Below are 25,359 nucleotides of genomic sequence, written 5' to 3' on the forward strand. Positions count from 1 at the left end.
TTCGACATGCACGCCAGGGTCCACCGCCCCGACGCCTCACTCAACGCCTCTCAGCACGTCGTTGGCCGGACGGATACGGGCGTCGGCACGACCCAGTTCACCACCAGGTCCCCCGGCTTCCCGACCGTCACCGCCAGCGTCACCTGCTTCGTGACGGATCCGCTCCGGCCCTGCAGCGTCAGCGAGTAGCTCCCGGGGGCCGTGCCTCCCCCGATCCGGATGCGCAGCGTCCCGCGTGTCTCTCCGGCGGACAGGGTGAATGGCTGGAGTTCGATGCCCGCGGGTGGCGACACGAGGTTCCAGGTCACGTCGCCCCCTGTGGCCTGGGTCCAGGCGAGCCGGACGTCACAGTCCAGACTTCCCCCCGGAAGGACCTGCTCCTGCGCGGGCACCACCGTGAAGGTGAAGTCCGCGTCGGGATCCGCCGGAGGCTTCTCCACGGGCGGGCCCTCCAGAGGCGGAACTTCGATGCATGCGGGGCTCAGGCCTACGCAGCTCAACAGCAGCAAGAGTCTCAGCTTGGTCATGGGGGCGCGTTTTGCAAGGACAGGTCCGGTCGGTCCCGAGGAAGAACATTGCCATGGGCGTCCGCGAGACGGGACCTGCGTCCGGACATCGAGGCTCCTGAAACACGCCTGCCCGCCGCCCCCCTTCTTCAGGAGGGACGCGCGGGCAGGGGAGGGTGCCTTGGACACCGCGTGACGCGGTGAGGGGCTACTTCTTCTTGCGGTTCTTCTTCTTGTTCTCCTTCTCCTTCTTGCGCCGCTCCTTGATGGCGTCGCGGTCGTCCGGCTTGCTCACGGACGGCGGCGCGTAGCCCATCAAGCGGGCCTTGGCCATCGCGGCCTGGCCCATGGGCGGCGTGTAGCCCGGGGCGATCTGCGGCAGCTGCATGGGCATCCCCCCCATGCCTCCGCCCATCCCCGCCATGGCCTTCTCCAGCGCCTTCGGGTCCTTCCCGAACATGCTGCCCAGGTCCATGTTCTTCATCTGGCCCAGCTGCCCCAACTGCTTGAAGCCCGGGATGCGCCCCAGCAGGCCCGGGTTCTGGCCGATGGTGCCCATCACCTGCTGCATCATCCCGAACTTCTGCAGCAGCTCCCGCACCTCCTCCGGCTTGCGTCCGCTGCCCTTCGAGATGCGGTTGATGCGGCTGCCGTTGATGATGTCCGGACGCAGGCGCTCCTTCTGCGTCATCGAGTCGTACATCGCCTCGATCTTCGTGAGCTCCTTCTCGTCCGGGTTCAGGTGCTCGGTGAGGTCGCCGAAGAGCGGGAACTTCTCCAGCAGGTCCTTCAGCGGCCCCATCTTGCGGACCATGCGGATCTGCTCGACGAAGTCCTTCATCGAGAACTGGCCAGAGAGCAGCTTGCGCGCGTCGTCCTCGGCCTTCTTCTCGTCGACGACCTTCTCGAAGTCCTTCATCAGGCCGACGATGTCGCCGAAGCCCAGGATGCGGCCCGCGAGGCCGTCCGGACGGAACTCCTCCAGCTTGTCCATCGACTCGCCCATGCCGAGGAACTTGATGGGCTTGCCCGTCACTTCCTTGATGGACAGCGCCGCGCCACCTCTCGCGTCACCGTCCAGCTTCGTCAGGATGAAGCCGTCCAGCGTCAGGCGCCGGTCGAACTCGGCCGCCGTGCGCACCGAGTCCTGGCCGATCATCGCGTCGCACACCAGGAGGATGGTGTCCGGCTGCACGTTGGCCTTGATGGACTCCAGCTCCGTCATCAGCGTCTCGTCGATGGCGAGCCGGCCCGCCGTGTCGATGAGCACCACGTCGCACTTCTGCTCGCGCGCGGCGGCGTAGCCCCGCTTCGCCAGCTCCGGCGGCTGCACGCCGGGCTCGTGGTAGACGGGGACCTTCAGCCGCTCCCCCAGCACCTTGAGCTGATCCACGGCGGCCGGACGGTAGATGTCCGCCGCGACCAGCAGCGGCTTGCGCCCCTCCTGGAGCAGCCGGCTGGCGAGCTTGCCCGTGGTCGTCGTCTTACCGGAGCCCTGGAGGCCCACCATCATGATGCCCGACAGCTGGCCCTTGGGCTTCAGGTGGAGGCTCGTGTCCACCGGGCCCATCAGGGCCTCCAGCTCGTCGTGGCAGATCTTGATGAAGTGGTCCATCGCGCTCACGCGGCGCTTCTGGCCCCCCGCGTCCGTGACGGTCGTCTGCACCACCTCGCCCACCGCCTTCTCGCGGACGCGGGCGACGAACTTCTTCACCACGTCGAAGGCGACGTCCGCCTCCAGCAGGGAAACGCGAATGTCTCGCAGCGACTCGTCCACCAGCTCGGGGGTGAGTTCGCTCTTGCCGGCGAGGCGGTTCTTGGCGGCCCGGAAGCCCTTGGTGACGGTCTCAAGCATGGGGGGCGCTTTATAACAGGGGCTCGCCGGATGCGACGCCCTCGGAAGCCCTGGCCGTCCAGCAGTGGAGGAATCGAGGGTCTTTCCTCGCCACCCGGGACGCCGCCGCCCCAGGGACCCCACCCCGGAAGGCCCTCCCACCCCCCCTCCTGGCTCAGTCCGTCATGGCTGGAGGCGGCCCCAAGGAGGCCCCCTCCGCACCGTCGACGTCCGGAAGCGCGCCCGGGCGCCCGAGCGCCGTGCACAGCGCCTCCAGGAGCACCCGTGACTTGAGGCGCATCTCGTCCAGCTCCGCCGCCGGGTCCGAGAGGGCCACGATGGCCCCTCCTGCGCCGATGCTCACCTCTCCAGGGCGGACCACCGCGGTGCGGATGACGACGTTCAGGTCCGCCGCGCCGGTGGTGGAGAAGAAGCCGATTGCCCCCGAATAGACGCCGCGGGCCTCCCCCTCCAGCCGGTCGATGAGCTCCATCGTGCGCTCCTTGGGTGCTCCCGTCATGGAGCCCCCCGGGAAGGCGGCACGCACCGCGTCCACGGCGGTGTAGCCCTCGCGCAACTGGCCCCGGATGGTGCTCACCAGTTGGTGCACCGTGGCATACGTCTCCACGTCCATGAGCCGGTGGACGTGGACCGAGCCCACGTCACACACCCTCCCGAGATCGTTTCGCACCAGGTCCACGATCATCAGGTTCTCCGCGCGGTCCTTCTCCCCTGACCGCAGCTCCTCTCTCAGCCGGTCGTCCTCTTCGGGGGTGGCGCCCCGCCGCACGGTGCCCTTGATGGGCTTGGATTCCGCCAGGCCCTTGGCGTCCACTCGGAGGAAGCGCTCGGGGGACGAGCACGCGATGCCCAGCGCTCCCATCCGGAGGTAGGCCGCATGGGGCGCCGGGTTCAGCCGCCGGAGGACCCGGTACAGCTCCAGGGCATCCACCTGGGTCCGGGCCACCACCTTGTTGGTGAGGCAGACCTCGTACGTCTCGCCTTCGTGGAGCTGCTCCATGCAGTGGGCGATGTCCGACAGGTACGTGGCGCGGTCCCTCGCGAGGCGGACCGGGAAGGGGCCTCTCGCCTCGGTCCTGGGCGGCGCCAGCGGGGGCAGGGTGCGCAGGGTGGATTCGGTGGTGTCGAACCACGCCTGGACCTGCGCGGCTTCATGCTCGGGGGCGAGCGCCACCAGGTACACCGCGTGCTCGAGGTGGTCCCATGCCAGCAGCCGGTCCGCCAATACCAGTCCGGCGTCTGGAGCCGGTGAGGCGTGGGGGGCGCTCGCGCCGCAGTCATGCTTCAGCTCGTAGCCGAGATAGCCCACGAACCCTCCCTGGAAGTCGAAGGGCAGTCCCGAGGGCGCTGGACGCAGCCGTGCCAGCTCGGACTGGAGGAACGCGAACAGCTCCGTGGAGTGCTCCTCCGTGACGCCCTGCCGGGTCACGGAGAGGCGGCTTGGATTCACGCGGTAGCGGATGACGGCGCTGTGCGGACCGGTGGCGTCCCCCATGAAAGAGAAGCGCGACAGGCGGGGCTCGACGCGGCTGCTGTCCAGCCAGAAGGCGTGGTCCTTTCCTCCATGGAGCGCGATGAAGGCCTGCTCCGCGTCGATGTCGAGCGCCAGCTTCCGGTGGTGGACGCGGAACTCGGCGCGCGGAGGGGCGGGGCTTGGACGCGGCGCCTCCGAGAGCGGAACCGGGCGTGAGTGGGGCGCGCGGGCGTGGTGTTCCTGGCTCAGCCGCACGAAGTTGGTGAGCAGCCTGCCGCCGTGCATCGTGCCGATGGATTCCGGATGGAACTGGACGCCCCACCGTGGGAGGCGGCGGTGACGCAGCGCCATCAGGACGCCGTCGGGCGCCCAGGCCGTCTCCTCCAAGTCCTCCGGCAGCGGCCGGGCGAGGCAGAGGGAGTGGTAGCGCATCACCTGGACGTCGTTCGGGATGCCCAGGAAGAGGTCCGTTCCCGTGTGGTGCGCGCGAACCATCCGCCCGTGCATGACCTCCGGGGCGTGCTGGATCCGGGCGCCGTGGAAGTACCCCAGGCCCTGGTGGCCCAGGCACACGCCCAGGATGGGGACCTCCGCTTCCCGCAGTGCGTCGTGGCAGACGCCGAAGTCCGCGGGACGGTCCGGCCGGCCGGGGCCGGGGGAGATGACGATGTTGTCGAACCCGAGCCCTCGCAGCTCCCGCCAGCCCAGCGCGTCGTTGCGCACGACGAGGGGCTCCGTGCCGCTGACCCTCGCCAGCAGATGGAAGAGGTTGAACGTGAACGAGTCGTGGTTGTCGATGAGAAGCGTCCGCTGCCGCACGCCTCCACCTTAACCCTCGCCGCCCGTCGCGCGGGGAGTCCTCCACGAGTCCCTGGGCTTGTCTCTCCGGGTGTCAGGGGCGCAGGAGCCAGGAAACGGCCAGCCCCAGGTAGGTCCCCAGAGCGATCCCCATGAGGCCGGTGGTCATGCCAGAGACCAACAGCTCACGGTTGCGCAGCGCGCGAGCCACCGGGCCGATGAAGGCCGGGCCGAAGATGGTGGCGGTGGAGGTGATGAGGACGGTGTCCGCGTCGATGCGGAACAGGGCCGCGAGGCCGAAGTGGAGGACCACCGCCAGCATCTGCACGCAGAAGCAGAAGGCGAAGACGGAGATGCCTGCCTGCTGGAGCTGACGGACATCCGCCAGCGTGCCAAAGGCCACGCAGAAGACGAGCAGCGCGTAGTCTCCCAGCTCTGCGCTGCCTGGCAGCGTGCGCACGGCCCGGATGAGGGATGCGGCCAGCGACAGCGTGGTGATGAGCAGCAGCGCCGCGGCCACGTCCAGCCGGCCCAGCACCCCGTACGCCGCTCCGGCGGAGAGGGCGCAGATGGCGACGGCCAGCAGGAGCGACAGCCCCATGCCGCGCACGCGGGCCCGGGTGAAGAAGGCCGCCTGCACCGCGTCTCCCTCTTGCGGCTCACTCCACGGAGCGGGGTTCGTGAAGCGCGGCAGGAAGAGGAGCACCAGCCGCTGCGCCACGGTCACGAGGAAGAGGAAATACGCGGTCCCGACGACGATGTCCGCCGTGTTGAGGAGCACGAAGGTCTCCTCCCGCACCTGGAGCGCGAGCCCCACGGCATTCATGTTGGCGGTGCCGCCCGTGTACACGCCCACCAGCATGCCAGCCATCTTCCACCACTCGTCTGAACGGCTCGCGAAGGCGAGCCCCACCAGCGCGGCGCTCACCATGGCGGCCACGCAGGCCAGGACGAAGGAGAGCAAGGTGGAGCGCGCCAGACGCATCCACCGGGGCATGTCCGTGGCGAAGAGGAGCAGCGGGATCGCCAGGGGCACGGCGGCCTCGCCCACCGACAGGCTCACGGCTGGCTGGAGTCCCAGCCCCGGCAGGTTGCCCAGGAGGATGCCGGCCAGGTAGCACACGACCACCGGTCCCACCCAGGCCACCGGCTTGAAGTATCGCGCCAACAGCAGCGCGAGCGCCGGGAGGGTCAACACGACGAATCCCTGGAGTGGCGCCATCATGTGTTGTTCGCCTTCATGGAGGCCGGCCGCGACCGTGCCACCCCTTGGTCCGGGCGCTCGGCGGGGGGCATCCCCGTCGGCCCCCTCTCCGCCACGTTCCGGGGGCCTGATGCGAAGGCGAAGATGCCCGGGAGACCGGACTCCTGTGAAGGACGTGCCGAGTCAAGCCATGTCGGACGGCGGGCGGGCCGTGGCCTCCGGGGTGCTGTCTGCCTTCAGCCGGGACCTGTCGGCCTCGGTTCACGCGCTGTTGCTTCTGACAGCGCTTTCTTCGCTGGGAGCGCGTGCGGTGGCCCCCCGCCTCTCGATGAGTGCAAAGCCTGCGCGGGTGAACTAAGGTCCACGCCGCGCAGGCGCACGAGTGGCGGAACTGGCAGACGCAGCGGACTTAAAATCCGCTGACTCGCAAGGGTCGTCCGGGTTCGATCCCCGGCTCGTGCATGGCCTCCCCGGTTGAATCATCCATGGGTTCGCGCTGTGTCTGTCCATGGAGGCGGGCGGTGTCTGTGTTTTGAGTCCTTGCGACAGACACACCCCGGCAGGTGCGGTCCCGTCGCTTCAGAGCACCTGTCGCACGGCCTCCTCGAGCTTCGCCCTCGGCACCGCGCCGACAATCTGCTTCACCACCTGTCCTCCCTTGAAGAACAGCAGCGTGGGTATGGCCCGGATGCCGTACTGCTCCGGCGTCGCGGGATGGTCGTCGACGTTGAGCTTGGCCATCTTCATCCGGCCCTTGTACTCGGCCGCCAGCGACGCGATGACCGGTGCGATGACCCGGCACGGCGGGCACCACGTGGCCGTGAAGTCCACCAGCACCGGCTCCGCTGACTCCAGCACCTCGCGCTTGAACTCCGCGTCTCCCAGCTCGATGACGTCCCCAGCCATGTCCCAGCCTCCATGAAGGGCGCCGCTCATGCGGGGCCGCGCCTCGGTTCCTGGATGGGATGTAGTCGCGGACCGCGGCCGGAGCGAGCGCCCCTCGCGCAACGCATTGTTCCTCCAGGAGCCCCGATGACGGCGTTGATGACGGTTCGGTCTCCTCTCCTCGAGACAGGGCCCGTGTGTTGACCCGGCAGCGGAACCGGTCAGGTCGTGTCGGCGCATGCCCAAGGTTGAGCACCCCTCGCCGCATCCTCCAGCTCGGGGCTCGGCAGCCGCTCCGAGGGCCGCGAACGCAAAAACCAGGGACAGCCCCTTGAGTCACCGCATCAGCGGCGCGGGCGCCGGGGCCTCCTCACGGCGCGAACCGTGCGGCTTGGCCCCCCACCCGCGTAGAAGATGTCGCCGCCGTCCGACTCGAGCCCGGTGACAGTCAGGCCCTTGGGCAGCGTGAGCCGGACAAGCACACGACCGTCTTTCGGGTCGATTCGTCGGATGTCACTCGCATCACCTTCCTCGGTGCCATGCCACAACTCGCCCTGCACCCACGTCACGCCGGTGACAAAGCGCTTGGATTCAAGGGTGCGCAGGACAGCGCCCGTCTCGGGGTCGATTTGATGAATCACCCGGCCACGAAACTGCCCCACCCATAGAAACCCCTCGGCCCAGGTGAGCCCGGAGTCGTTGCCATTGCCGGGGGCAGGCACGGTCTTCAGCACCTGTCCCGTCCCAGGGTCGATCTTCCGGATGCGGCCCTCGCCGAGCTGAAAGAGATGCCGGCCATCGAAAGCGGTCCCCGCGTCGCACGGAACGTCGAGGCTGCGCACAGGTTCACCGCTCATCGGATCGAAGGACTGAAGTGTCTCGCCTCCGGCGAACCAGACGTTCGCGCCGTCATACGTCACGCCATGGACGCGCGAGGCGACATCGAATGGGCCGTACTCACGGAGGATCTCCGCTGGCTGTATCTCCTCTACCTCGCCCCGCGTCTTGTCCATGACCGTGCTCCGTCCCTCGCCCTGTGGCCCGCTCTACTCGAAGAGAGTGGAGGTCGGGAGTAACAAAGTCGTCGTGAAGCCACTGACAGGGGGCGCCACCCAGCGTCGCGCGCGGCCCCTGCCGAGCGCGCGGACCTGTCCGTCCTCCGCCAGCGAGGAGAGGACGCGTTGCACCGTGCGTTGACTTGATCCGAGCACGAGCGCGAGCGCCGAAGTCGACCAATGTTCGCCGTCCGCGAGCAGCGCCAACACCGCACCGCCCGCTCCCTCGATGGGTGGCGCGAGGACCCGCACCTCCATCGAATGCCGCGGAGTCAAGGCGAAGCCACGCGGGGTCGCCCGGATATCCGCCACGTCGCGCAACTGCGCTCTCAGGCGGCCCAGCTCGACTCGCAGGCGCACGCGATACGATGCGTCCACACGCCGCGCTCCGAATACGTGCCGGGCGAGGTCGTCTCGCGAGGCCGCACCAGGCCAGGCCTCGGCCAGGACGCGCAGGAGGTCGAACAGCACGGGGCGAGTGGCCAGCGTCACGACGCGCGCGAGTGTGTGGACCGTGCGACGGCAGGCGTTGACGACGAGGTGCCCCGAGCCCAGCAGTGACTCGACCTCATCGAGCACGACCTGTCTCGCCTCGCCCCGGACGATGACTCTCGCGGCGGGGAGGCTCAGGACACGAGCGGCATGCTCGACCTCGGCGTCGAGCGAGGGGATGCGCGCACGTTCGGCGGCGCTCCGCGCGTGTTCGAGTGCGATGCGGGCGGCACGGGTGGCCCCTCTCCGCAGCGCCACCTCGAGCTCCAGCAGATGCGCGACAGCCAAGGTCATCGCGGGTGCACCGAGGAGGTCGAGCTCGGCCACGGCTTGCTCGGCCTCCTCGACGCGTCCTAGCAACAGGGCTCGCCGTGCCTGCAACAACCGCGTGTAGCGCGCGTTTTGCGAGTCACCGTGTCGAATGAACGTGCGCAGCGCTTCGCCGAGCGTGAGGTCGGCTCCTCCGAAGTCCCGCGACGCGAGTGCCACCTCCGCCTCCGCGACGTTGCAGCGAGCCCGCGCGAGGGCGTCGCTGGAGCCGTAGACGCGAGCCGCACGCCGCAGGAGCTGCGTCGCCTTCTCGAACACCCCCATCTGCGCCATGGCGATGCCTCTTACGGCCAACGCCGGCGCGTCCTCGCGGAGTGCCACGCGCTGGAGTGCACCCAGGGGGTCTCCCTCCCCGAGTGCCCGAGCCGCGGCCGTGATGAGTGCATCCATGACGCACATCCTCCGGCCCCCCTTCCGTGTCGGAAAGCCCGTCGCCTTTGTTACTCCCGGCTCGCGCCTCCCGTCCATTACGTCTGGGGCCATCCACCCCAGCAGAGGAATCACGGTGACACACGCCAAGACGGAGTCGAGGAGTGAGTGGCTGGCCGCACGCAAGGAGCTGTTGGCGAAGGAGAAGGCCCTCACGCGCATGCGCGACGAGCTGAGCGCCACACGCCGCACCATGCCCTGGCTGCGTGTGACCGAGCCCTACGTGTTCGATGGCCCCGAGGGCAAGGAGACGCTCGCGCAGCTCTTCGCGGGCCGAAGCCAGCTGCTCGTCTACCACTTCATGTTCGCGCCCGAATGGAAGACGGGCTGCAAGAGCTGTTCGTTCTGGGCCGACTCCTTCAACGGAGCCGTCGAGCACCTGGGGCAGCGGGACGTCAGCTTCGTCGCCATCTCACGCGCGGAGCTGCCGAAGTTGCAGGCGTTCCGACAGCGGATGGGCTGGCGCTTCAAGTGGGTGTCATCGCAGGGAAGCGAGTTCAACTTCGACTTCCAGGTGTCCTTCCGCGCAGACGCCTTGGCGCGTGGCGACGCCGTCTACAACTACGCACCGTTGCCGCACTCCACTTCGGACATGCCGGGCTTCAGTGTCTTCTCGAAGGATGAACGCGGCGACGTCTTCCACACCTACGGGACCTACGGGCGAGGCATTGATCCGCTCAACACGGGCTATCAGCTCCTGGACCTCGTCCCGAAGGGCCGAGACGAGGGCGGGTTGCCATCGCCATTGCACTGGGTTCGCCTGCGGGACGAGTATGGCCCTTGAGCATGAGGCAAACCCCCAGGTGGAGGGCCGCCCGGCAGTGCGTGCTCCCGCGATATCGCTGGTCCTGGGGCTCGTGGCCGCGCTCCTCCCGAAATGCCCGTTGTGCCTCGCCGCGTACCTGCCGGTGCTCGGAGTGACGGTCGGCGCCGCGGGAGCCCTCAGCGCGATGCTTCGGCCCGCGGGCTTCGCCGTGGCGACCCTCTCACTGGGATTCATCGTTGCTCGTCGCATGCGCAAGCGGACGTACCGCCGACGAGCCCAACAGCGAACGACCTGACCCGCCACGGGCCCGGCACCCCGCGTGCGCTGTCGCTGTTTCCCCCTCACCAGTGGGTTGAGCTGGTGAGGAGCGGCTTTTTCCGTGCGTCAGGCTTCGCGCATCGAGGCGCGGAGCCAGGCTCGCGCTCGATCCTCTCCCCCCGTCCTCGTGGGGCTCCGCGCTGGAGAGGCCCAGCTCCAGATGCGGCAGCGCCGCGGGGCCATCACCTCGGCGCAGGTGGCGTCGCCCGAGGAGGCGGAGAGGTCCCGCTCCTGCTCGACCCACACAGGTGCGCCGCCGCATGTCCGAGTCCTCCCATCGCGGACACGAAACCAAGGACAGCCCCTAGCCTTCCTCCCACGGGAGCGCCGTGCCGCGCGCGGACAGCAGCTCCAGGAAGGCGCGCACCTTGACGGGCAGCTGACGGCTGCTCGGATAGACGGCGAAGATGGGCAGGCCCGGCGGCGTGTCGGACGCGAGCACCGGGACGAGCAGCCCCGTGCGCACGTCTTCCGCCACGAGCGAGGCCGGTAGCCTCACGATGCCGAGCCCCGCTCGCGCGGCCGCCTGGCCCGCTCGCACGCTCGGCACGCGCAGGCGGCCCGTGACTGGCACCGTCCGCGCGCCCTTTCCCTCCCCGAAGAACCACACTTCATCGGTGCCGGGCTCGGCCAGGAGCACGCATTCGTGTGCGCGCAGCTCGTCGGGGGAGCGCGGGGTTCCGTGACGGCTCAGATACGTGGGGCTCGCATAACAGCCCGTGCGCACCCGCCCGAGCTTGCGCGCCACCAGGGACGAGTCCGCCAGGGGGCCCGTGCGCAACGCCAGGTCGTACTCCTCCGCGACGAGGTCCACGTGCGTCTGCGCGAGGGACAACTCCACTCGCAGCCTGGGCTGGTGCAGGAGCAGCTCGGCGATGACTGGCGTGAGCAGCTCACCCAGCAGCGACAGGGTCGCGATGCGCAAGGTGCCTCGCGCCGTGCCGCGCGCTTCGCTCAGCGCCGCGTTCACCTCGCGGGCCTCCGCGACGATCCTCGCGCAATGAGCGTGATACTCGCGGCCCGCCTCGGTGAGCCGCAGCCTCCGCGTGTTGCGCTCGAGCAGGCGCGTTCCCAGCCGCTCCTCCAGCGCGGCCAGCCGTCGACTCACTGTCGACTTGCGCAGGCCCAGGCGCTCCCCCGCGGACGTGATGCTGCCCGTCGTCACCACCTCCGTGAAGAGGAGCATGTCGTCCAGCAAGGGAGGGTTCGCGGCCACGGGGAAAGCCTATGCCCGGGCGCGCGGTAGCGCGAGCCACGTCGATGGCGCGCGGGCCCCGCCGCTCGGGTCCTCCTGCGCCGTGGGCCGGCGCTGACGCCCGCCACCGTGGACGCCTATGGGACGTGCTGGACGGAGACCTCGACCGTTCCCTGCGCGCTGCCTCCGTTTCCGTCGGAGACCGTCACTCGCAACGTGTACGTCCCGCTGGCCTCGACGGCCGGCGCCGTCCAGGTGGGCACGGCGGACGCGGGGTCGCTGAAGCTCCCCGCGGGCTCGGTGGGCGCGACCTGCTCCCACGCATAGGTGAGCGGATCCCCGTCCGTGTCGGTGGCGATGACCGCGAGGGCGACGGACTGTTGCTCGTTGACGGTGACGGGGGTCGCCGTGGGCGGAGACACCGTGGGCGGGTTGTTCGGCGCGACGGGCGGGGTGACCTCCATGTCCACCGCCCCCTGCACGGAGCCGCCCCGACCGTCGCTCACCGTCACCCTCAACGCGAAGCGCTGGCTGCTCGTCACCATGGGCGCGGTCCAGGACGGGCTGGCCGCGGTGGGGGTGTCGAACGTTCCCGCTGGTGACTCTGGGAGTTGGATCCAGACGTACGTGAGCATGTCCCCATCCAGGTCCAGGGCCTCCAGCGTCAGTGACACCGAGGCTCCAGAGGTCACCCGCGTCGCCTGGGGCGTTGGACCCGTCAGCGTCGGAGGACGGTTGGGGGCGGGCGGGACATCATCCCGACACGACGTCGCTCCAAGGCCGATGAGCAGCCAGGACAGCAGGAACGATGACAGGCGGCGCATGGGCGTTCCCTCGAAACGGGTGCCTGGATGACTAGCAGGACTCCGGAGGCGGCCCCCACGTACCCGGGGGCCGAGCAGGGGTGGCTCTCGCACATTCCAAACGGCTCCTGAGGGCCGTGGGGCTCGGGCTAATCTGGCCGGACCGCCATGTTCCGCATCGAGTCAGAGAGAGAGCTCCTGCACGCGTTCCGGTCGAGGGATCGCAAGTTCGTCGAGTTGCCGAAGGGCACCCGATTCCCCCTCTTCATCCAGGACTACCTCGCGTGGGTGGACCCCTATGGGGTTCGCGTGTTCCTCGTGTTCACCGCGCCCGGCGGCAAGCAGCCCAGGGGCATCGCCTTCCGCCGTGATCAACAGGGCGACACCACCATGGTGCCCCAGCTGTGTGACTGGTGCCGCACCTCGACCGGCGCGGAGATCGGCCTGCTCACCACGGATGTCGACGCGAAGCGCCGGGTGGGCGTGAATCTCTGCCTGGATCTGCGCTGCGGCGAACGGCTGGAGTCCATGACGAACCTGGCCGGTCGAAGTGTGCTGGACGGCACCCGGTCGCTGTTGGAGCACATGGCCCGCTTCGCGCGCGAAGCGCTGGGCATGGCTTGATCGAAGTCCGCGCGCATCGCACGAGGCCGCTTGATTCGTCGGCGGTCAATGGACGTCAGGGGATGCCGTTGCGTACCCATCACTCGCGCGGGCTGGTGGATTTCCTCGGCCTTCGCCAGAATCATGACGCGAATCGAGGCTTGCGGACTGGCTGAGCTCCGCAAGGGATGAGGGTTGCCATTTCTCATCACCCTTGGAGGGTGCTGCCCCATGTCACGTCGAATCCTGCTCTGCGGTGTGCTTGTCCTCGTGGCCGCCTGCAGCACCCTTCCTCCAAAGCCATCCTCGGAGAAGCGGCCGCTGCGGGTCGTCTTGTTTCCCTATATCCCAGACTCCGCGGGGGATGGGTTCGCGAGCCTCAAGCAGCGGCTTGAGCAGGGATTCGAGCAGCACCACCCGGACGTCGATCTCGAAGTCGTGATGAATGAGAAGGACGACCTGTATGATCTGGCCGATGGGGGAACCCTGGAGCAGCTCTTCGGTTCTGGGCCCAAGGCCGCCCAGGTGGTGGAGGTCGACACGCTGCTCCTGGGCGAGCTCGTCGAGAAGGGTTGGGTTCAAGCCGTGCCCCGGGAGCCCCGGGACGTGATTCCCGCGGCGCGGCAGGCTGTGTCCATCCAGGGCAGGACCTATGGCACGCCCACCTATCTGTGCACGAACGTCGTCTACGCGAGGGACCCCGCGATCCACACCGCCACGGATGGACGGTCCCTGGTGCGGATCCTCTCGGGCATCGACGCGGCGAAGCGCCCCCTGGCGACGAACTACAGCGGGAGCTGGACCCTCCCCGCGGCGTACATGGATGCCTGGGCGGATACCCACCCAACCGGTGGCCTGGAGCCGGCGCTCGCGCTCCCCCTGGACCCGGAAGCGACAGAGGTCTTCGCGGGGGTCGTGAAGAGCTGCAAGGGTTCGGACAGGGCCAATCCCTGTCTGGACAAGACCTATGCCGACAATACGCTGGCCGAGGAGGCCTTCGCGCTGGGACAGGCCAATGGGTTCATGGGATACACGGAGCGGCTGTTTCCCATCCTCAAGGCCCAGCCCGCCGCGGCGCTGCCGCAGGTCATCTCCGTGCCGCTGGGCGGGGGCACCCATCCCGTGATGTTCGTGGATGCCTTGACGGTCAGCGCCAGGTGCGTGGAGGACTGTTCGAGCGATGCCCTGGCGCTCTCGGAGTACATGAGCCGCCCCGAGGTGCGGACGCTCATCGCCTTCAGTCAGGACGCTCCTCCGGGTTCGCTGCCGCGCTACCTGCTCCAGGCGAGTCAGGCCTTCTACCAGCGACAGCCCGCGCGCTCCGATCCGATGTACCAGCAGTACCTGCCCATCGTGCGGGACGCCCGGGTCTTTCCGAACCAGGGCTATCCGGGCAACCGGAAGGCACTCCAGACTGCGCTCCTGAAAGAACTCCAAGCCGTTCCCGTCGCCGACTCGGCGTCCGAATAGCGGAGAACACTCCCCCGGTTCCGCGCACGCCCATGTCCACAACGGCCCCCCATCCCAAGAGCTGTGCCACCTGCAGACGCGTCCTCGCGCCCCACGAGGTGTACTACCGCTTCAGCCTGGTGCTGGAAGGGGAGCAGGACCTCCTCGACCCTCCCGATGATGTGAAAGGGAGTCCCGCGGATGCGCTCGCCGAGCTCGTCCGGCGTCTGGAGGAGGGCCCCGAGGACCCGGGCGAGCTGGAAGCGCAGGTGCACTGGGAGCGCGCGGGGGTGGTCTGCGCCGAGTGCCGCTCCGTGGCGGTGCGGATGCTCAGCGCCGCTCCGGAGGACGCCGGACCCCACTGAGGGCGTGTCCGGCGTCGCTCCGGTGGACCGACCGACGCGGCTCAGTGGATGCGCATCGCGAACTTGCCCAGGTGGTGCTTGAGCACCTCCTGCTGCGCCTTCGCGGCTTCCTCCAGCGCGTAGATGCGGCCGAGCTCCAGGTGGAAGGGGCCCGCTTCGATCAACGCATTGAGGCGCCGCAGGATGTCCGGGCTGGGGATGCCGTCGTAGGCCTTGGCCGTGACGCCCGGGGGCGCCTTCGGGGCCGGCTCCACGCCGTTCGGGTACGCGATGCGCCCTCCCTTGCGGACGTGCTTCAGGACTCCCTGCGCGGCGTCGCCCCTCGCCAGCACCAGCGCCGCGTCGAAGCCGTCCGGCGCGAACTCACGGCAGACCTGGTCCAGGTCGTCCTGGTGGCCCTCGGCGGCCGCCTCCGCGCCGAGCCGCCGGGCCAGCGCCACCCCGTCCTCGCCAGAGGCGATGGCCAACACCTTCACCCCCATTCTCCGGGCGAGCTGGAGCGCGATGTGGCCGATGCCACCGCTGGCGCCGAAGATGAGCAGGCGCTCTCCGGCCTTGAGCTGGAGCTGATCCTCCAGGCCCCTCAGCGTGGTGATGCCGTCCGCGGCCAGCGCCGCCGCCTGCTCCACCTTCAGTCCCTTGGGGATCTTCGTCGCCTGCTCCGCCTTCACGGCGGTGAACTCCGCGTAGAACCCTCCCTTGGGGTTCATGAACGCGTAGCCGTAGACGCTGTCGCCGACCTTCAAGTCCTTCACGTTCTTGCCGACGGCCACCACTTCTCCCGCGCCATCGGAGCCGGGCACGTAGGGGAAGCGCGGGCCGCCTGGGAGCATCCCGGCCATCTCGCCCTCGCGCTCCATGGCGTCCCAGGCGCCAATGCCCGCCGCCGCGACGCGAATGAGAATCTCGTCGTCGCCCACGGCGGGAACGGTCAGGGTCTTGATGCCGAGGACCTCCGGACCGCCAAAGCGGTCGAGCGCCGCGGCCTTCATCTTGTCGGGAATGGATGCTGGCATGCTGTGACTCCTTCTCGGGTGGGTCCGTCAGCCGAGACGATGTGCATGCTCCGTCCGACGTTCAGGGCCGCCCGCTGTCCCGGCCCCGCGGGGGAGGCAGGGGAGGGGGCCTTCGCGCCGCTCGCCGCTCCGCGTGCCTTCAGTCCAGCAGCTGCATCAGGTCCGCGCGCGTGAGCGCGGTCCCTCCCGAGGCCCCTCCGAGCGCGGCCTCGAAGAGCGCGCGCTTCTTCTCCTGGAGCAGGAGGATCTTCTCCTCCACCGTGCCCTGCGACACCATCCGGTACACCATCACCGGCCGCTGCTGCCCGATGCGATGCGCACGGTCCGCCGCCTGCGCCTCCACGGAGGGGTTCCACCACGGGTCCACCAGGAAGACGTGGTCCGCCGCCGTGAGGTTGAGCCCCGTCGCTCCCGCCTTCAGGGAGATGAGCATGACGGGGGCCCCCTGCTCATCCTGGAAGGACGTGGCCACCGCGCCCCGGTTCGCCGTGCTGCCGTCCAGGCGGATGAACCCGATGTCGGCTTCGCGCAGCGCGGGCTCGATGAGGTCCAACATGGACGTCCACTGCGAGAACACCAGCGCCTTGTGCCCGTCCGCCACCGCCGTGCCGAGCGCCTCCACCAGCGCCTGCACCTTGGAGGACGTCCTCGCCTGCTGTCCCGGCACCAGCGCCGGATGACAGGCCGCCTGCCGCAGCCGCAAGAGCGCCTCCAGCGCCTTCATCACGCTGCCGCCCTCCTCGAGCTGCGACACGACCTCCTCGCGCGTCGCGGCGTGGACCGCGTCGTAGACGGCGCGCTCCTGCTCGGTGAGGGTGACGTGCCGCACGGCCTCCGTGCGCGGCGGCAGGTCGGGCGCGACGTCGCGCTTGAGCCTGCGCAGCACGAAGGGCCGGATGCGCGCGCGGAGCTGCTCGGCGGCGCCCTTCTGGTTCTCCGACACCGGCCGGGCCCAGCGCTCGTCGAACGCCTTGCGTCCTCCCAGGAGTCCCCGGTTGGTGAAGTGCATCAGGCTCCACAGCTCCTCGAGCCGGTTCTCGATGGGGGTGCCGCTGAGCGCCAGGCGGAAGTCCGCGTCCAGCTCATAGGCCGCGCGCGCCACCTGGCTGTCCGGGTTCTTGATGGCCTGGGCCTCGTCCAGCACCACCGTGCTCCATGTCTTCGCCGCGAGGAGGGCCGCGTCCAGCCGCAGGAGCGCGTAGGTGGTGAGCGTCACGTCGGCCGTCTCGTCCAGGGTCCGGCCCACGCCGTGGTAGACGGACACCTTCAAGGACGGACGGAAGCGCTTCACCTCCGCCTCCCAGTTGGGGAGCACGCTCGTGGGCGCCACGACGAGCGTCCCCGGGCCCAACGCGCAGAGGGTCTGGAGCGTCTTGCCCAGGCCCATGTCGTCCGCGAGCACGCCTCCGAGCCCCGCCTGTCGCAGGAAGGTGAGCCAGCTCACGCCCTGCAGCTGGTACGGGCGCAGCGTCGCCGTGAGGTCCTTCGGAAGAGAGGGCTCGGGCAGCTTCTCGAAGCCCTGCGCCAGCGGCGCGAGCCGTTCCAGGCCGGGCGGAGGGGGCTGCTCCAGGGCCTCGCACAGGCCGGTGAGCTGCGGGATGGCGTGGTTGGCCAGGTGCCCGTCCCGCTCGCGCGCGGCCAGCAGGTCCGTCACGCGCTGGCCGTGGGCCTTCAGCCAGCCGGTGGGCAGGGGGGCCCACCCGCCGCCCTCCAGCGGCACCAACCCCAGGCCCTCCTCCCAGGCCCGCATCACCGCGCCCGCGTCCACCGAGCGCGTCACGCCGGGCCCCAGGCCCTCGACCTGGAAGTCGAGCGAGAACCCCACGCGCGGCACTCCGGCCTCGGTGGCGGCCGTGTCCAACGTGAGCGTGGGCCGGAGCTTCACGTCGGGGCTGACCACGCCCGCGGCGTTCCCGGTGAGGCCGCCGCGCCACTTGCGCAGCCTGTCGGCGAGCTGCACGGCCTCCTTGCCGTGGACCGTCACGCGGCGGCCCGGCGCCATGTTCAGCTCATCGCGCAGCTGGTGGATGAGCTTCGTCTCGGTGGCCTCGTCGCGCACGGGGGCCGCGCCTTGGAGGTACACCATGCGCCCGTTGTCGATGCGCGCGGTGGGCGGCGAGCCGTACACCAGCGTGGGCAGCACGGAGAGCCCTGCGTCCAGCTTGTCCAGCTCCAGCGAGATGCGCGGCTTCAGCGTCCGGTCGATGGGGGGCAGCCGCCGGCTCTTCACGTCCACCGGCATGCGGCGGGCGAAGTCCGGCAGCACCTTGCCCGTCAGGTCCGCCAGCTGCTCCGGCGAGAAGACGCGCTCCTGGGGCAGGTTCTCCAGCCGCGCGCCGGTGAGCGGCTGTTCGCCCAGCCGGCAGAGCGCGCCCGCGCACAGCGCGACGCCGGGGCTGACCAGCTCGGAGATGCGGGGATCCTTCTCCACCTTGAGTACCGTCTGCTCGCCCCGGTCCTCCACGGTGACGCGGGGCAGAAGGGGCTCGTTCGAGACGGAGACGAGCGCCCCGTCGAAGAGGACGGTGCGCGCCTTCTCCAGCACGTGCAGGAGGGCATCCAGCCGGCTCGCCGGGAGCGCGCCCTTCGTGGGCTGCGCGAGCAGCTTGTCCGCGAGCAGGTCGCACGGCTCCACCTGGATGCGCGCTGCCTCCACGGGGTTGTTCAGCAGGGACGTCAGGCTGCGGGCCAGGAGCCTCGCGGTGTTGTCCGGCCGGACCACCAGCCGCTCCAACTGAAGCCCTCCGTCCACGCGCTTGAAGCGGTAGACCATGCGCTCCGGCTTCGGCGCGGTGCCGGGGCGCGGCGCGGACGGGGCGGGGCCCGGGCGGGCAGGGGCCGCTGGCGGCGCGCGGCGTCCCTCCGCCTGTCGCAGGACGATGGCCGCGGCGATGACGTGCTCGCACGGGTCCACCTTCCCCCGGCAGTCGCACTCCCAGATTTCATCCTCGGGGTAGAGCGTGGTGGTCAGGGGCTGGGGCCGCCCGGGGATGCGCACCCGCAGCACGACCTCCTCTTCGCCCACGGACTGCACCGACACGACCCCCGCGCGCGACAGGGCCTGACCGGCGGACCAGGTGGCCGGGCCCGACTCCTCCCGGATGGCTTCGAGCAGTTCCGCGAGCGCCGACATAGGAGAGGCGATTCCCTAGTCCCGCGCAGGGCCCCGCGCAAGCAACGGGGACCGCCTGGATGCGGCCCACACCCGGAGTGACCGGGGACGTCCCACCCGGGGCGCGGTCCGCGCTCTCCATCCGCCGCGCGCACCTGGGCGCACCCTCCACGGGCCCGCGCCCTCGACGCGGAGCGCTGTGACGCGGAGGGATACACGGCGGCCCCCCTGTAACCCGTGGCGCTACAGCCGCCAGCGCACCCGGGGCCTCCAGGCCCGCCTCTTCGAGAGAGGCCTCGGAGCGCGCGTGGATGGCGTGGCGGGTGCAAGGGGTGCGGCTGGACCGCGTACCCCCCGAGGAGAGTCGTGCCGATGCGAGTGCCCTGGTCCCTGGTTGGTGTCTCCGCCGGCGCGCTGCTCATCGGCGCCGCGTGGGCCACCGTCGTCCGGCGTCCCGAGCCGCTCGTCCTGGGCCCACTGCCCGCGGTCGTCCTGCCCCACGTGGAGCTGGCCGGTGGCGCCACCACCGTGACGGACACGGGGCGCAATGCCTTTGGCCGCGCGCCCATGAACATGCCGCGCTCGCGCTGGCCGGAGTTCTACGCGGGCAAGGGCATCTTCGACCGCGACTGGAGCGACCCTCGCCAGCACGCCGCCGTGGCGGGCCCGTTCTTCAGCGCCACCGGCTGCATGACCTGCCACGTGAAGGACGGCCGGGGCCAGCCTCCGGCCAGCCCCTCGGAGGCCCCCGTCTCGCTCGCGTTCCAGCTGAGCGCACCCGGTGGTCAGGGCCTCCATCCGCTCTATGGCATGCAGTTGGACGCGCACGCGGTGGAGGGGCAGGTCCCCGAAGGCCACGTCCAGGTCGACTTCGAGGAGACGCGCGGCACCTTCGCCACCGGCGAGCCGTACTCGCTGGTGCGTCCGCGCTACCAGTTCCAGGGGCTGGTGCACGGCCCGCTGGGCGACGGCGCCCTGTTCTCCGCCCGCGTGTCGCCCGTGAACTTCGGCCTGGGCCTGCTGGAGGCCCTGCCCGAGGCCGCCATCCTCGCCCGCGCTGATCCCGAGGACGCCGACCACGATGGCATCTCCGGCCGGGCCAACCAGGTGCTGGACGTGGAGACGGGGCGGACGCGCCTGGGCCGCTTCGGGTGGAAGGCCAACCAGCCGACGCTGCGCCAGCAGGTGGCGCACGCGCTCGTCGCGGACATGGGCGTCACGACGACGCTCTATCCGCGGGAGCAGGGCCGCGACGCTCCCGGCGAGCCGGAGGTGTCCCAGGACGACATGGACCTGTTGATGATCTACATGCGCCTGTTGGCCGTGCCGAAGCGGCGCGACTGGGAGGCCCCGGAGGTCCAGCGCGGTCACGCCGTGTTCCGCGCCGTCGGCTGCGCGGCCTGCCACGTGGACACGCCCCAGGAGACGGGCATGGTGGAGGGCTTCGACGAGGTGTCCCGTCAGGTCATCTACCCCTATACGGACCTGCTGTTGCACGACCTGGGCGAGGGGCTGGCGGACGGGCGGCCGGACGGGCTCGCCACGGGGAGTGAGTGGCGCACCCCCCCACTGTGGGGCATTGGACTGGTGGAGGCCGTCAACCAGCACACACGCTTCCTGCACGACGGACGGGCGCGCTCCCTAGAGGAGGCCGTGCTCTGGCACGGGGGAGAGGCGGCGCCCGCGCAGGCCCGCTACGTGCGGCTGCCCCGGGAGGACCGGGCGGCGCTGCTCGCCTTCCTGAAGTCACTCTGAGCGTCAGAGGGGGCGCCCTCCCGTCCGACCGGCGGCCAGGAGGCCCGTCGCCTGGAAGGGACTTCGACGGTCCCGAGGCACGGAACGGTGGACGGCCCGGGCCCTTGGGCTAGCCTGCGGGCCCCCTTCATGCAGCCCCACGCGCCCATCTCCGACGCCACCCCCGACGTCCCGCTCGCGGTCGACCTGGACGGGACGCTGGTGCGCACCGACACGCTGCACGAGAACCTGCTCGTGCTCCTCAAGCACGCGCCGTGGTTGCTGCTGCTGGCGCCGCTGTGGGTGCTCCGGGGCAAGGCCTTCTTCAAGGCGGAGGTGGCCCGGCGCGCGCGGCTGGACGTCACCGCGCTGCCCTACAACGCGGACGTGGTGGCCTACCTGCGCGAGGAGCACGCCCGGGGACGCAGGCTCGTGCTGGCCACGGCGGCGGACCGGAGCATCGCGGACGCGGTGTCCGCCCACCTGGGCCTCTTCCACGACGTGGTCGCCAGCGACGCGGGCGTGAACCTGTCCGGTGCGCGCAAGCTCGAGCGGCTGCGCGAGGTGCTGGGCGGCGCGTTCGACTACGCGGGCAACGGGGCCGTGGACCTGCCCCTGTGGCGCGAGTCGCGGCACGTCATCGTGGTGCATGCGCCGGCGGGCGTGCTGCGCCAGGCCCAGGGGCTGGGCCGCCCGGTGCACCGCGTCTTCGAGCCTCCTCCGGCCAGCGCGCGCACGTGGGTGAAGGCCCTGCGGGTGCACCAGTGGGCGAAGAACGCGCTCGTCTTCGTGCCGCTCCTGGCGGCGCACAAGGCCACCCAGGGCGGCATGGCCCCGCGCGCGGTGCTGGCCTTCATCGCTTTCAGCCTCTGTGCCTCCAGCGTGTACGTCATCAACGACCTGCTGGACCTGGCGTCGGACCGGCGCCACCCCACCAAGTCCCTGCGGCCCTTCGCGTCCGGGGCCCTGCCGGTGCGCGCGGGCGTCGTGCTGGCGCCGGTGCTGCTGGGGCTCGCCGCGGCGCTGGCGCTGGGCACGCTGCCGCTGTCGTTCTCCGCGCTCCTGGCCGCGTACTTCGTGCTGACGCTGGCGTACTCGCTGCGGCTCAAGCAGGTGGTGATGCTGGACGTGCTGGTGCTGGCGGGCCTCTACACGGTGCGCATCTTCGGCGGCGCGCTGGCGGTGGGGGTGCCCACGTCGAGCTGGCTCTTGATGTTCAGCACGTTCCTCTTCCTGTCGCTGGCGCTGCTCAAGCGCCTGAGCGAGGTGCGGCGGCTGCGCCAGTCCAACGAGGTGTCCGCCCATGGACGGGGCTACCTGGCGCAGGACTACGAGCAGCTCGCGAGCCTGGGCGCGGCGGCGGGGCAGGTGTCCGTGCTGGTGCTCGCGCTCTACATCACCAGCAAGGAGGTGACGGCGCTGTATGCCCACCCCGAGCGGCTGTGGCTGCTCTGCCCGGTGATGCTGTACTGGGTGGGCCGCATCTGGGTGATGGCCCACCGGGGGCTCGTGAACGAGGATCCGCTCATCTTCGCGCTGCGCGACCGGGTCAGCTACGCCGTGGGCGCGGTCGCCGCGCTGGTGCTGTGGGTGGCGACGTGACAGGAGCGGGGCGATGAGCACGTCGGATTCCTGGGGCCGCTTTCCCCGCGTCGAGCAGCGCACGCGGGCGCTCGTCTGGCGCTCGGATGCGCTGCCCGCGGTGGACGGGGCGCTCCTTCCGCACGGCCTGGGCCGCAGCTACGGCGATTCGTGTCTCAACGCCGGGGGCACGGTGCTGCTCACGGCGGGGCTGGACCGGCTCATCGACTTCGACCCGGCGACGGGCGTGGTGCGCTGCGAGGCGGGCGTGTCGTTGGACACGCTGTTGCGGCTGTGCGTGCCGCGCGGCTGGTTCCTGCCGGTGACGCCGGGCACGAAGTTCGTGACGGTGGGCGGCGCCATCGCCAACGACGTGCACGGCAAGAACCACCACCGGGCCGGGACGTTCGGCCGGTTCGTGCGGCGGTTCGAGCTGCTGCGCTCGGATGGCAGCCGCCGCCTGTGTTCGCCGGAGGAGAACCCGGACTGGTTCGGCGCGACGATTGGCGGCCTGGGGCTCACGGGGCTCGTCACCTGGGCGGAGGTGCAGCTCTCTCCCATCCGCAACCCCTTCGTGGTGCAGGAGACCGTCCCGTTCGACAACCTGGACGGGTTCCTGCGCGTGTCGGCGGAGTCCGAGCCGGACCACGACTTCACCATGTCGTGGGTGGACTGCCTGGCGCGCGGCCGCAAGCTGGGGCGCGGCCTGTTCTACCGGGGCAACTTCGCGCCGACGCAGTTCGAGCGGCTGCCCCTGGCGAAGAGCCACCTGTCGCACGGCAGCGGGCTCGCGGTGCCCATGGACCTGCCGGGCTTCTGCCTCAACCGGCTGTCGGTGTCCGCCTTCAACTTCCTGTACTACCACCTCGAGCGCGGCCGGCCGTCCCGGCGGCTCGTGCACTACGATCCGTTCTTCTACCCGCTGGACAGCGTGAACGGCTGGAATCGCATCTACGGGCGCCGGGGCTTCCTCCAGTTCCAGTGCGTGGTGCCGCACGCCACCGCGCGCGATGCGTTGAAGGAGCTGCTGGAGCGCAGCGCCCGGGGCGGACTGCCCAGCTTCCTGTCCGTGCTCAAGACGTTCGGTAACCTGCGGTCCCCCGGGTGGCTGTCCTTCCCCCGGCCGGGCTACACGCTGGCCATGGACTTCGCCAACCAGGGCGAGAAGACCTGGCGGCTGGTGGAGGAGCTGGACCGCGTGACGCGCGATGCGGGCGGCGCGGTGTATCCGGCCAAGGACGCGCGCATGAGCCCGGAGAGCTTCGCGGCGTACTTCCCCCAGCGCGAGCGGTTCAAGGCGTACCTCGACCCGGCGTTCTCCTCCTCCTTCTGGCGCCGGGTGAATCCGGTGCCGCTGCCTTCGCTGGAGGGACGCGGAGACGCCGCGCCTCCCGCGTCACTGCTCGCCCTTCGTTAGACAGGCCTTCGCCCCATGAAGAAAGTCATCATCCTCGGCGCCACGAGCGCCATCGCGCAGGCCACGGTGCGGCTGCTCGCCGCGCGCGGAGCCTCGCTGTACCTGGTGGGCCGCAACGCCGCGAACCTGGAGGCGGTGGCCCGGGACGCGACCACGCGCGGCGCGCAGAAGGTGGAGTTCCGGTCGCTGGATTTGAACGACTGCGAAGCACACGCGAGCCTCGTCGAGCGCGCGTGGCAGGCGCTGGGGGGGCTGGACGGGGCGGTGCTGGCGCATGGCGTGCTGGGTGACCAGGAGGAGAGTCAGCGCTCGTGGGCGGCGGCGGAGGTGGTGCTGCGCACGAACTTCCTGAGCGCCGCGTCGCTGCTGACGGAGCTGGCCAACCGCTTCGAAGCGCAGAAGGCCGGCACGCTGGTGGTGATCTCGTCGGTGGCGGGGGATCGCGGCCGGCAGAGCAACTACGTCTACGGCGCGTCCAAGGGCGCGCTGACCGTGTTCCTCCAGGGCATGCGCAACCGGCTGGCGAAGTCCGGCGTGGCGGTGGTGACGGTGAAGCCCGGCTTCGTGGACACGCCGATGACGGCGCATGTGCCGAAGAACAAGCTCTTCGCCTCGCCGGAGCAGGTGGCGCGCGGGCTGCTGAAGGCCGCGGATAAGCGCAAGAACGAGGTCTACGTGCCCGGCTTCTGGGCGCTCATCATGCTCATCATCCGCTCCATCCCGGAGCCGGTGTTCAAGCGGCTGAAGCTCTAGCTGGCTGTGGAGACACGCTTCGACAGCCACGGCGACCCACTGCGAAATGGATGCGGCCCTGGGCGTTCGCCCCATCGGTCGTAGGCCGGGAGCGGTCCCGGTCCTCTTTCAACAGCCTGCTAGGCGCCCAGGGCGACGAGGAGCTCGTCCAGCGGATCGAACGTCTCGCCCATCCCGCAGGTGCTCCCGGAGGCGATGGCACCGTCGAGCGCTTCCTTCGAGGGATAGAGGTCGTGCACCACGACCCGCGTCTTGCCGCTGTTCCCTTCGAAGGTCACCGTGGTGACGGCCCCCTCGGCACTTTCCTCATTCGTCCACGCGAGGCGCGAGTGCGGCGTCGCTTCGCTGTACGTACCGAAGAACGCCATCGGATGCTCCGAGGCAGGGTGGCCGAACACGAAACGGTACGTGCCCCCGACACGCGGATCGGCCTCGCAGGAAATGAAGGAAATCCCAAACGACTTCGGTGCCCATCACCGCTTGAGCAGCTCGGGCTTGGTCCATGCCTCGAAAATGATGCGCGCCGGGCCGTTGACGGTTCGCGTGGCGACGAACTCGCGCTCGGATTTCCGTTCCGTCGTTGTGACGTTCTTCACGGGTTCACTCTCGCTTCTTGCGTCCATTGACCTTCTCCTTTTGTTTCTGTTCCTCGACGGCTTTGTCCAACGCATCGGAGTGTGAAGCCCAGAGCTGGCGGTAGCTTATTCGGACATCCCCTGGCCGACTCCTGCGGGTGGCGCTCCAGGCGCGCGACATGGTGGCAGGCTCACCCGATTCCACTCCGTGCCTGGACGACAGGCACGGAGTGGAGGGTGGCTCAACTGCCGGTGGTCTTCCGTGGCGTGAGGGCCGACAGCGCCGCGCGCAGGTGCTCGACGATGGAGTCGAGGTTCGGGTCCTGCATGAGGGCGTGGTGGCCGCCGGGCACGTCGTGCACCTCCAGGCCACCGCGGACCAGTGACTCCCAGCCCCGGTGACGCGGGATGGGAGGACTGGTGGGTGCGTGCTCGCTGGCGCTCAGGAGGAGGGCGGAGCCGTCGTAGGACCGGGGCGCGTACTTCTCGTGGGCGAAGAGGTTGGCGCGGAAGACGTTGAAGAGCGCACGCAGCTGCGCGGGTCCAGATTGCGAGTCGAGGATGTGAGTGCGGAGGCCTTCCTGGAGAAGGAGGCTGAGCATCGCGTCGTCATCGCCGTGGGCAAGCGCCTCGTCCGACGCCGG

Annotated in this window: 22 protein-coding genes and 1 tRNA gene; 9 read left to right on the forward strand and 14 right to left on the reverse strand. The window is 70.0% G+C overall.

What is annotated here, in order from left to right:
* Positions 1–50: 50 nt before the first annotated feature.
* The 4 genes from GTY96_RS36710 to GTY96_RS36725 form a co-directional block, all read right to left on the reverse strand.
* Complete coding sequence (locus GTY96_RS36710) at positions 51–440, reverse strand: hypothetical protein (protein WP_161667135.1); 390 nt, start codon at positions 438–440, stop codon at positions 51–53.
* A gap of 274 nt (positions 441–714) precedes the next feature.
* Entirely contained in the window at positions 715–2,361 is a 1,647-nt protein-coding gene (ffh, locus tag GTY96_RS36715) for a signal recognition particle protein (RefSeq protein WP_143907126.1), read from the reverse strand.
* A 154-nt stretch (positions 2,362–2,515) separates the two neighbouring features.
* Positions 2,516–4,654: an aminodeoxychorismate synthase component I gene (pabB, locus tag GTY96_RS36720; protein ID WP_161667136.1), complete on the reverse strand. Its 2,139-nt coding sequence runs from the start codon at positions 4,652–4,654 to the stop codon at positions 2,516–2,518.
* 73 nt (positions 4,655–4,727) lie between these two features.
* A complete protein-coding gene (locus GTY96_RS36725) occupies positions 4,728–5,858 on the reverse strand; it encodes a DUF819 family protein (RefSeq protein ID WP_161667137.1) in 1,131 nt (376 codons plus the stop codon).
* A gap of 355 nt (positions 5,859–6,213) precedes the next feature.
* Here GTY96_RS36725 and GTY96_RS36730 point away from each other — a divergent pair.
* Positions 6,214–6,299, forward strand: a tRNA-Leu gene (locus tag GTY96_RS36730).
* 117 nt (positions 6,300–6,416) lie between these two features.
* Here the strand turns inward: GTY96_RS36730 and trxA are convergent.
* The 3 genes from trxA to GTY96_RS36745 form a co-directional block, all read right to left on the reverse strand.
* A complete protein-coding gene (gene trxA, locus GTY96_RS36735) occupies positions 6,417–6,743 on the reverse strand; it encodes a thioredoxin (RefSeq protein WP_161667138.1) in 327 nt (108 codons plus the stop codon).
* A gap of 323 nt (positions 6,744–7,066) precedes the next feature.
* Complete coding sequence (locus GTY96_RS36740) at positions 7,067–7,735, reverse strand: Vgb family protein (protein WP_143909386.1); 669 nt, start codon at positions 7,733–7,735, stop codon at positions 7,067–7,069.
* Between the two features lie 33 nt (positions 7,736–7,768).
* Positions 7,769–8,989 (reverse strand): helix-turn-helix domain-containing protein, encoded by a 1,221-nt coding sequence (locus GTY96_RS36745; RefSeq protein ID WP_161667139.1) that lies wholly within the window; start codon positions 8,987–8,989, stop codon positions 7,769–7,771.
* A 115-nt stretch (positions 8,990–9,104) separates the two neighbouring features.
* Here GTY96_RS36745 and GTY96_RS36750 point away from each other — a divergent pair, with 115 nt between their 5' ends.
* The gene (locus GTY96_RS36750; RefSeq protein ID WP_143909383.1) at positions 9,105–9,812 is read left to right on the forward strand and encodes a DUF899 domain-containing protein; all 708 of its coding nucleotides are present in this window, start codon (positions 9,105–9,107) and stop codon (positions 9,810–9,812) included.
* 604 nt (positions 9,813–10,416) lie between these two features.
* Here the strand turns inward: GTY96_RS36750 and GTY96_RS36755 are convergent.
* Positions 10,417–11,328, reverse strand: a complete 912-nt coding sequence (locus tag GTY96_RS36755; protein ID WP_161667140.1) for a LysR family transcriptional regulator — start codon at positions 11,326–11,328, stop codon at positions 10,417–10,419.
* Between the two features lie 116 nt (positions 11,329–11,444).
* Positions 11,445–12,131, reverse strand: coding sequence for an Ig-like domain-containing protein (locus GTY96_RS36760; RefSeq protein ID WP_161667141.1), 687 nt, complete (start codon positions 12,129–12,131; stop codon positions 11,445–11,447).
* Between the two features lie 147 nt (positions 12,132–12,278).
* Between GTY96_RS36760 and GTY96_RS36765 the strand changes: the two genes are divergently transcribed.
* From GTY96_RS36765 to GTY96_RS36775, 3 genes are all read left to right on the forward strand, one after another.
* On the forward strand, positions 12,279–12,734 hold the full coding sequence (locus GTY96_RS36765; protein ID WP_161667142.1) for an FBP domain-containing protein: 456 nt from the start codon (positions 12,279–12,281) through the stop codon (positions 12,732–12,734).
* Between the two features lie 210 nt (positions 12,735–12,944).
* Positions 12,945–14,183: an extracellular solute-binding protein gene (locus GTY96_RS36770; RefSeq protein WP_161667143.1), complete on the forward strand. Its 1,239-nt coding sequence runs from the start codon at positions 12,945–12,947 to the stop codon at positions 14,181–14,183.
* Positions 14,184–14,215: 32 nt separating this feature from the next.
* A complete protein-coding gene (locus GTY96_RS36775; protein WP_143909460.1) occupies positions 14,216–14,527 on the forward strand; it encodes a hypothetical protein in 312 nt (103 codons plus the stop codon).
* Positions 14,528–14,568: 41 nt separating this feature from the next.
* Here GTY96_RS36775 and GTY96_RS36780 read toward each other — a convergent pair whose 3' ends face one another.
* Positions 14,569–15,543 carry a quinone oxidoreductase family protein gene (locus GTY96_RS36780; protein ID WP_186002214.1) on the reverse strand — a complete coding sequence of 325 codons (975 nt, stop codon included), beginning with the start codon at positions 15,541–15,543 and terminating at the stop codon, positions 14,569–14,571.
* 139 nt (positions 15,544–15,682) lie between these two features.
* Positions 15,683–18,676: a DEAD/DEAH box helicase gene (locus GTY96_RS36785; RefSeq protein ID WP_161667144.1), complete on the reverse strand. Its 2,994-nt coding sequence runs from the start codon at positions 18,674–18,676 to the stop codon at positions 15,683–15,685.
* 351 nt (positions 18,677–19,027) lie between these two features.
* Here GTY96_RS36785 and GTY96_RS36790 point away from each other — a divergent pair, with 351 nt between their 5' ends.
* From GTY96_RS36790 to GTY96_RS36805, 4 genes are all read left to right on the forward strand, one after another.
* Complete coding sequence (locus GTY96_RS36790; protein ID WP_143909464.1) at positions 19,028–20,410, forward strand: di-heme oxidoreductase family protein; 1,383 nt, start codon at positions 19,028–19,030, stop codon at positions 20,408–20,410.
* 129 nt (positions 20,411–20,539) lie between these two features.
* Entirely contained in the window at positions 20,540–21,991 is a 1,452-nt protein-coding gene (locus GTY96_RS36795) for a UbiA family prenyltransferase (protein ID WP_161667145.1), read from the forward strand.
* 13 nt (positions 21,992–22,004) lie between these two features.
* Positions 22,005–23,387: an FAD-binding oxidoreductase gene (locus GTY96_RS36800; RefSeq protein WP_143909468.1), complete on the forward strand. Its 1,383-nt coding sequence runs from the start codon at positions 22,005–22,007 to the stop codon at positions 23,385–23,387.
* A 15-nt stretch (positions 23,388–23,402) separates the two neighbouring features.
* On the forward strand, positions 23,403–24,140 hold the full coding sequence (locus GTY96_RS36805) for an SDR family oxidoreductase (protein WP_143909470.1): 738 nt from the start codon (positions 23,403–23,405) through the stop codon (positions 24,138–24,140).
* Positions 24,141–24,259: 119 nt separating this feature from the next.
* Here GTY96_RS36805 and GTY96_RS38130 read toward each other — a convergent pair whose 3' ends face one another.
* The 3 genes from GTY96_RS38130 to GTY96_RS36815 all read right to left on the reverse strand — a co-directional run.
* Positions 24,260–24,592, reverse strand: a complete 333-nt coding sequence (locus tag GTY96_RS38130) for an SRPBCC domain-containing protein (RefSeq protein WP_328701129.1) — start codon at positions 24,590–24,592, stop codon at positions 24,260–24,262.
* A gap of 21 nt (positions 24,593–24,613) precedes the next feature.
* On the reverse strand, positions 24,614–24,736 hold the full coding sequence (locus GTY96_RS38485) for a hypothetical protein (protein WP_268904005.1): 123 nt from the start codon (positions 24,734–24,736) through the stop codon (positions 24,614–24,616).
* Positions 24,737–24,957: 221 nt separating this feature from the next.
* On the reverse strand, positions 24,958–25,359 hold a 402-nt coding region (locus GTY96_RS36815; RefSeq protein WP_235686134.1), incomplete at its 5' end, for a thioesterase domain-containing protein.

It is taken from the genome of Corallococcus silvisoli (assembly GCF_009909145.1).
GTDB classification, from domain to species: domain Bacteria; phylum Myxococcota; class Myxococcia; order Myxococcales; family Myxococcaceae; genus Corallococcus; species Corallococcus silvisoli.

Excerpts from the sequence above, each read along its gene's own strand:
- ffh (WP_143907126.1), bottom strand. The coding sequence starts at position 2,361 with ATGCTTGAGACCGTCACCAAGGGCTTCCGGGCCGCCAAGAACCGCCTC.
- GTY96_RS36725 (WP_161667137.1), bottom strand. The coding sequence starts at position 5,858 with ATGATGGCGCCACTCCAGGGATTCGTCGTGTTGACCCTCCCGGCGCTC.
- trxA (WP_161667138.1), bottom strand. The coding sequence starts at position 6,743 with ATGGCTGGGGACGTCATCGAGCTGGGAGACGCGGAGTTCAAGCGCGAG.
- GTY96_RS36740 (WP_143909386.1), bottom strand. The coding sequence starts at position 7,735 with ATGGACAAGACGCGGGGCGAGGTAGAGGAGATACAGCCAGCGGAGATC.
- GTY96_RS36745 (WP_161667139.1), bottom strand. The coding sequence starts at position 8,989 with ATGGATGCACTCATCACGGCCGCGGCTCGGGCACTCGGGGAGGGAGAC.
- GTY96_RS36760 (WP_161667141.1), bottom strand. The coding sequence starts at position 12,131 with ATGCGCCGCCTGTCATCGTTCCTGCTGTCCTGGCTGCTCATCGGCCTT.
- GTY96_RS36765 (WP_161667142.1), top strand. The coding sequence starts at position 12,279 with ATGTTCCGCATCGAGTCAGAGAGAGAGCTCCTGCACGCGTTCCGGTCG.
- GTY96_RS36770 (WP_161667143.1), top strand. The coding sequence starts at position 12,945 with ATGTCACGTCGAATCCTGCTCTGCGGTGTGCTTGTCCTCGTGGCCGCC.
- GTY96_RS36775 (WP_143909460.1), top strand. The coding sequence starts at position 14,216 with ATGTCCACAACGGCCCCCCATCCCAAGAGCTGTGCCACCTGCAGACGC.
- GTY96_RS36780 (WP_186002214.1), bottom strand. The coding sequence starts at position 15,543 with ATGCCAGCATCCATTCCCGACAAGATGAAGGCCGCGGCGCTCGACCGC.
- GTY96_RS36785 (WP_161667144.1), bottom strand. The coding sequence starts at position 18,676 with ATGTCGGCGCTCGCGGAACTGCTCGAAGCCATCCGGGAGGAGTCGGGC.
- GTY96_RS36790 (WP_143909464.1), top strand. The coding sequence starts at position 19,028 with ATGCGAGTGCCCTGGTCCCTGGTTGGTGTCTCCGCCGGCGCGCTGCTC.
- GTY96_RS36795 (WP_161667145.1), top strand. The coding sequence starts at position 20,540 with ATGCAGCCCCACGCGCCCATCTCCGACGCCACCCCCGACGTCCCGCTC.
- GTY96_RS36800 (WP_143909468.1), top strand. The coding sequence starts at position 22,005 with ATGAGCACGTCGGATTCCTGGGGCCGCTTTCCCCGCGTCGAGCAGCGC.
- GTY96_RS36805 (WP_143909470.1), top strand. The coding sequence starts at position 23,403 with ATGAAGAAAGTCATCATCCTCGGCGCCACGAGCGCCATCGCGCAGGCC.